Source organism: Mesorhizobium sp. M4A.F.Ca.ET.020.02.1.1 (assembly GCF_004022645.1).
Lineage (GTDB): Bacteria > Pseudomonadota > Alphaproteobacteria > Rhizobiales > Rhizobiaceae > Mesorhizobium.
On record NZ_RZOI01000426.1, the window covers coordinates 1 to 5300 of the forward strand.

Below are 5300 nucleotides of genomic sequence, written 5' to 3' on the forward strand. Positions count from 1 at the left end.
CCCTGAAGGAGCGCCCGACCGCCATCTTCTGCCAGAACGACCGCACCGCGATCGGCTGCTACGAGGCGCTGAAGGAGGCCGGCCTGCATATCCCCGAGGATATTTCCGTCGTCGGCTATGACGACGAGGAGATCGCCCGCCATCTGTTCCCGCCGCTGACGACATCGATCCTGCCGCATATGGCGATGGGCCAATGGGCGATCGAGCAGTTGGAAGCGCCGCCCACGCCGGGCCGCGGCCGCTATCCCATCACCAAGCTGGAATGCCCGCTGGTGGAGCGGGAGAGCGTGGGCAGGCTCGGGGTCCGGGACGCTACGGGGTGAGATCCTGCGAGCCTGTATTGACATTGTCATGACAATTGCTAGATATCTGATCCTGATGCAGGAGGATTTCGATGCCGCAGTCCAATCATGCCGGCCGCGATCGCGATGCGGCGCGAAAGGATGATGTGATTCAGATCCGCGCTTCGGCGGGGACGAAGGCCATTCTCAGCCGCGCCGCGGGTTTGCGCGGGCAGAAACTGTCGGAATTCATGCTGGACAGCGCCCGCAGGCAGGCTGAAGAAACCATTCTCGACCAGCGCGCCTTCTTTCTCGATGCCGACGCGCATCAGAAATTGCTCGATCTGCTCGACGCCCCCGACAAACCGAACGAGGAACTTCGCGCGCGCATGACGCGCAAGCCCGCCTGGGAGCGCTGATGCCTGCTGGTGGAGGGCCGGGGTTGCGGGTCAGCCCTCCGGAACGGCTGACCGTCGGCCACGATGTGTCCCCGTTTCGTAACGGCAGGCATCCCACGCTCGATGACTGGTTGCGCAATCGCGCTCTTGCCGGCGAGGGCCTGTCCGCCCGGACCTATGTGATCTGTGACGCGAACATGAATAATCGCGTCATCGGCTACTATGCGATCTCGACGGCGATGGAAGAACGGATCGCGCTGCCAAGCGCGAAGCTGAGGCGGGGTATGCCCGAGCAGGTCCCGCTGCTGCTGATCGGCCGCCTGGCGGTCGATCAGGCATTCCAGGGACTTGGGCTTGGCGGGGACCTGCTTGCCGATGCGCTGCGTCGCTGCTTGGCCGTGTCGGAGATCGCCGGGGTTCGCGCCGTGGTGGCGCATGCGATAGACGATGACGCCGTCGGCTTCTATCAGCGGCACGGCTTCATTCTGTCTTCGCTGGGCGAGCGAGTGATGCTGATGCCGATCGAGACAGTGCAGGCATTGTTCTCGAAAGTCTGAGTCGTCCGGCCGCTCGAACGACGAGGTCGTCTTACCACCACTTGGCATCGATCCCGTCGAGGACTAGCCTGAGGCCAGCGAAGGGAGAGCGAGATGACGTCGAGCTTCACCGTGCACCAGGCATCCGGCTACGAGCAGCTGATGGGACGCTGGAGCCGCAGGCTGGCGCCCAAATTCATCGACTTCGCCGGCCTGGCCGGCGGCGAGAAGATCCTCGACGTCGGCTGCGGCACCGGCAGCCTGACCTTCGAGCTGGCGAAATCCGCCGGCCTCGCCGAAATCCAGGCCATCGACTTCTCGCCCGTCTTCATCGAGGCGGCCAAGGCACGCAACACCGATTCGCGCATCACCTTCAGCCAAGCGGACGCTACCGCCTTGCCGTTCGCGGACGACGCATTCGACCGCGCCCTTGCCCTGCTCGTGCTCCACTTCGTGCCGGAAACCGGCAAGGCGGTGGCCGAGATGCGCCGCGTGACGCGGCCCGGCGGCGTGATCGCGGCGGTGGTGTGGGACCATCTCGGCGGCATGCCCGGCATGCGCATGATGATCGACACGGTTGCCGCGCTCAGCGAAAGCGGCCGCCAGATGCGCAGCCGCTATTGCTTCCAGCCGATGATGCAGCCGGGCGAGATGAAGCGGACCTTTGTCGAGCAGGGTCTTGCCGACGTCACCGAGACCGAGCTGATGATCCGCATGGACTATGCGGATTTCGACGACTACTGGGCGCCGATCGGCGCCGGCGAGGGGCCGCTCGGCAAATACATGTCCACGGTCGACGCCGCAGAGCGGACGCGCATCGAAGCCGCCGTCCGCGATGCCTATCAGGCCGGCCGGCCCGACGGCCCGCGCTCGTTCGCCAATGTCGCCTGGGCCTGCCGGGGCGTTGTTCGCTAGAGGCGTTTTCGCGCTAAGTACTTGTTTTGATGCAATTCCGGACGGAAAACCGCCGCGTACTTTTCCTGTAATTCCTCCAACGCCGACCATCAGCTTGACGACCTCGTCATGGTTGGTCTCGGAGATCTTGCGCTCGCCGGACACCCCGCGCCTCGGCACGGCAATGCGGTCGGAGACTGCAACGATGATGCCCGGCGCAGATCGCAACCAACCAATCTGTCGAGCGCGCCGCTCTGCGCCGCTTGGCTTTCCGGAATCTCAAAAAAGACTATGACAGATAGCAATGCTATGCTATGCGGCATAGCAATAATGCTATTTGACATAGCGAATGATGGCAAGGGAGGAGCCACACAGTGCCGAGGTCGCGGTGTAATGGGTGAAGTCGGCCCCGTCTTGGTGATGGGGCCAGGCTGCATCCTCGATGCCACCGCGCTCGTTAGCCACTGCACCAAGCGCATGAGCCTACAAAGTACCAAAGACATTCTGTGCGCTTGAGGCGTTGCCGCGAACAGCCTCCGGCAAGATTCACCTGCTGCGGGCGCTGGCAGCGGCAGGACCAGATGCCCCGCGTGCGCAGCAGAGCAATTGCGAATGTTTGCAAGGGAGGATCAACGAGTGAACATCCAAAGCAGGAGCTTCATCGACGAGGCGCGCTGGACCGGCAAGGCATTTCTGGGTGGCTGGCGTGAGACGGCTGCCGGCGTCGCCGAGGTGCGCAATCCGGCGACCGCCATGTTGGTGGCCTCGGTGGGCGTCGGCGGCGCGGCAGACATCGGGCAAGCCGCGGTTGGGGCTTATCTGGCGCAGCCGGCCTGGGCGGCGAAACGTCCCTCCGAGCGCGCGGCCATATTGAACAAGGCGGCCGATATCCTGGAAGCCAATGGCGAAGAGCTCGTCGGCTGGATAATGCGCGAATCCGGCTCCATCCGGGCGAAGGCGCAAATCGAGATCGATCACGGGGCGGCCTTCATCCGCCACGCCGCGGCTGCCGCTGTCGAGCCGAACGGCATCGCCCTTCCCACCATGGATGCTGGACGCCAGAACCATGCGCGGCGGGTGCCGCACGGCGTGGTCGGAATTATCTCGCCGTTCAATTTTCCACTTGTCCTCTCTGTCCGCGCAATTGCCGCCGCTCTGGCGACAGGCAACGCCGTCGTCCACAAACCGGATCCGCGCACGCCGATTTCCGGTGGCATCATCATTGCACGTCTCTTCGAGGAAGCGGGCCTGCCCGCAGGTGTCCTCCATGTCGTCCCCGGCGGAATTGACGCCGGCGAGGCCCTCTGCACGGATGCGAACATCGCGATGGTCTCGTTCACAGGGTCGGCGGCGGCCGGGAGCCGGGTCGGCGAACTGGCCGGCAAGCATCTGAAGAAGGTTCAGCTTGAGCTCGGCGGCAAGAACGCCCTGATCATTCTCGATGATGCCGATCCGGACATCGCGGCGTCGAATGCCGCCTGGGGCTGCTTCCTGCATCAGGGCCAGATCTGCATGTCGACCGGTCTCATCCTTGTCGACGAGAAGCATGCCGATGCGATTGCTTCGCGCCTTGCCGCCAGAGCCGGACACCTGGTTGCCGGCGATCCCTCGACCGACCAAGTGGCGCTTGGCCCCATCATTTCCGATGCCCAGGTCGACAGAATCCAGGGCATCGTCGACGATGCCGTCGCCAAGGGCGCAAAGCTGCTCGCCGGAGGCAAGGCAAGCGGCCGCTTCTATCCGGCAACGGTTCTGTTCGGCATCGAGCGAGGCATGCGTGCGTTCGAGGAAGAAATCTTCGGGCCCGTCGCCTGCATTGCCCCGTTCCGCGACGAAGAGGCAGCGATCTCTCTCGTCAACAGCTCCGAATATGGCCTCGCCGCCGGCGTCATTTCGGCCTCCGTCGACCGCGCCAGGTCCGTTGGCGAAAGACTAGAGGTCGGCCATCTGCACATCAACGATCAGACCGTCAACGCCGGGCCGCACGCACCGTTCGGCGGCCGGCGGCGCTCGGGCAATGGCAGCCGCGTCTCAGGCCCGGCGATCTGGGAGGAATTCACGCAGTGGATGTGGATTTCCGTCAAGGAACAAGCAACGCCCTATCCATTTTGACCAATCCACGAAAGATCGAACCATGAATCTCTCCAACAAGCTTCTGGTCATTACCGGTGCGTCTTCGGGGATCGGAGCCGAGGTCGCCCGTCTCGCCCGCTTCCATGGCGCAAGGGTAATCGGCATCGACCGCAATGATCCCGCGGTTACCCTGGATGGCTTCGTGAAGGCCGATCTCTCGAAGCCGGATACGATCGACGAGGCCGTTTTGTCCCTGCCCGCGCAATTCGATGGGCTTGTCAACGCGGCAGGCGTGCCGGGCACCGCCGACAAGGATACGGTCGCCCGCGTCAACTATCTCGGCCTGCGTCACCTGACCGAGACAGTGGTCGGAAGGCTTTCGCCGGGCGCGGCAATCGTCAACTTCGCATCGATATTGGGCGCCGCATGGCCGGAACGCCTCGCCCTGCACAAGGACCTGGCAACGACCGGGACCTTCCAGTCTGGTCACGACTGGTTGGCTGCGAATCCGGTTTCGCAAGACACCTGCTATCAATATTTCAAGGAAGCCCTGATCGTCTGGACGTTCATGCGGGCGCAGCAGCTCTTCCTCTCGCGTGACATCCGCATGAATTCTGTTGCGCCCGGCCCGGTCTTTACGCCAATCCTCGGCGACTTCATCACCATGCTTGGTCAGGATCGGGTCGAGGTTGACAGTGGCAGAATGAAGCGCCCTGCCTTTGCAGACGAGATCGCCCCGGCCGTCGTCTTCCTGTGCTCGGACGCGGCGCGCTGGATCAATGGCGTCAACCTGCCGGTCGACGGTGGCCTGGCCTCCACCTATCTCTGACGCGGCGTTCTCGCGCGATCGGTGCGAAAGCTATGGATACTTACTTGAAATTGGCGCACCCGACAGGATTCGAACCTGTGACCTCTGCCTTCGGAGGGCAGCGCTCTATCCAGCTGAGCTACGGGTGCTTCCCGGTAAAACGAACCAGCCGGTGAACCAGCCAGCCACGGCTTCTTAGCGGAAGCACGCGAAGGCTTCAACGGCCAATTGGGGTGGCAAGGCATTTGACGCCACAGGAGCGGTTAGGCTTCCCGAGGGCGTATGTGGCGGTCAAGGCTGCGCCGTATCT

6 protein-coding genes, 1 tRNA gene and 1 pseudogene are annotated in these 5300 nt (G+C 63.5%); 6 read left to right on the forward strand and 2 right to left on the reverse strand.

Annotated elements, in window-relative coordinates; all coding sequences use genetic code 11:
• From EN742_RS23015 to EN742_RS23030, 4 genes are all read left to right on the forward strand, one after another.
• The coding region (locus tag EN742_RS23015) for a substrate-binding domain-containing protein (protein ID WP_189375530.1) at window positions 1–323 on the forward strand (323 nt) is incomplete at its 5' end.
• Window positions 324–394: 71 nt separating this feature from the next.
• Entirely contained in the window at window positions 395–700 is a 306-nt protein-coding gene (locus EN742_RS23020; RefSeq protein WP_126057070.1) for a DUF1778 domain-containing protein, read from the forward strand.
• Entirely contained in the window at window positions 700–1236 is a 537-nt protein-coding gene (locus EN742_RS23025) for a GNAT family N-acetyltransferase (RefSeq protein ID WP_127405745.1), read from the forward strand. The genes EN742_RS23020 and EN742_RS23025 overlap by 1 nt, the downstream gene beginning before the upstream one ends.
• 93 nt (window positions 1237–1329) lie before the next feature.
• The gene (locus EN742_RS23030; protein ID WP_126057068.1) at window positions 1330–2130 is read left to right on the forward strand and encodes a class I SAM-dependent methyltransferase; all 801 of its coding nucleotides are present in this window, start codon (window positions 1330–1332) and stop codon (window positions 2128–2130) included.
• Between the two features lie 81 nt (window positions 2131–2211).
• Here EN742_RS23030 and EN742_RS40265 read toward each other — a convergent pair.
• Window positions 2212–2316 (reverse strand): annotated as a pseudogene (locus EN742_RS40265) (sugar ABC transporter ATP-binding protein); the annotation flags it as partial.
• Window positions 2317–2745: 429 nt separating this feature from the next.
• Here EN742_RS40265 and EN742_RS23040 point away from each other — a divergent pair.
• Together EN742_RS23040 and EN742_RS23045 are read left to right on the forward strand one after the other, a co-directional pair.
• Window positions 2746–4221: a benzaldehyde dehydrogenase gene (locus tag EN742_RS23040; RefSeq protein WP_210212571.1), complete on the forward strand. Its 1476-nt coding sequence runs from the start codon at window positions 2746–2748 to the stop codon at window positions 4219–4221.
• A 22-nt stretch (window positions 4222–4243) separates the two neighbouring features.
• Window positions 4244–5011, forward strand: a complete 768-nt coding sequence (locus EN742_RS23045; RefSeq protein ID WP_127405747.1) for a coniferyl-alcohol dehydrogenase — start codon at window positions 4244–4246, stop codon at window positions 5009–5011.
• A gap of 51 nt (window positions 5012–5062) precedes the next feature.
• Here EN742_RS23045 and EN742_RS23050 read toward each other — a convergent pair.
• A tRNA-Arg gene (locus EN742_RS23050) sits at window positions 5063–5139 on the reverse strand.
• Between the last annotated feature and the right edge of the window lie 161 nt (window positions 5140–5300).

What these genes read in the sequence shown, in the direction of transcription:
- EN742_RS23020 (WP_126057070.1), top strand. Translation starts at nt 395, where the DNA reads ATGCCGCAGTCCAATCATGCCGGCCGCGATCGCGATGCGGCGCGAAAG.
- EN742_RS23025 (WP_127405745.1), top strand. Translation starts at nt 700, where the DNA reads ATGCCTGCTGGTGGAGGGCCGGGGTTGCGGGTCAGCCCTCCGGAACGG.
- EN742_RS23030 (WP_126057068.1), top strand. Translation starts at nt 1,330, where the DNA reads ATGACGTCGAGCTTCACCGTGCACCAGGCATCCGGCTACGAGCAGCTG.
- EN742_RS23045 (WP_127405747.1), top strand. Translation starts at nt 4,244, where the DNA reads ATGAATCTCTCCAACAAGCTTCTGGTCATTACCGGTGCGTCTTCGGGG.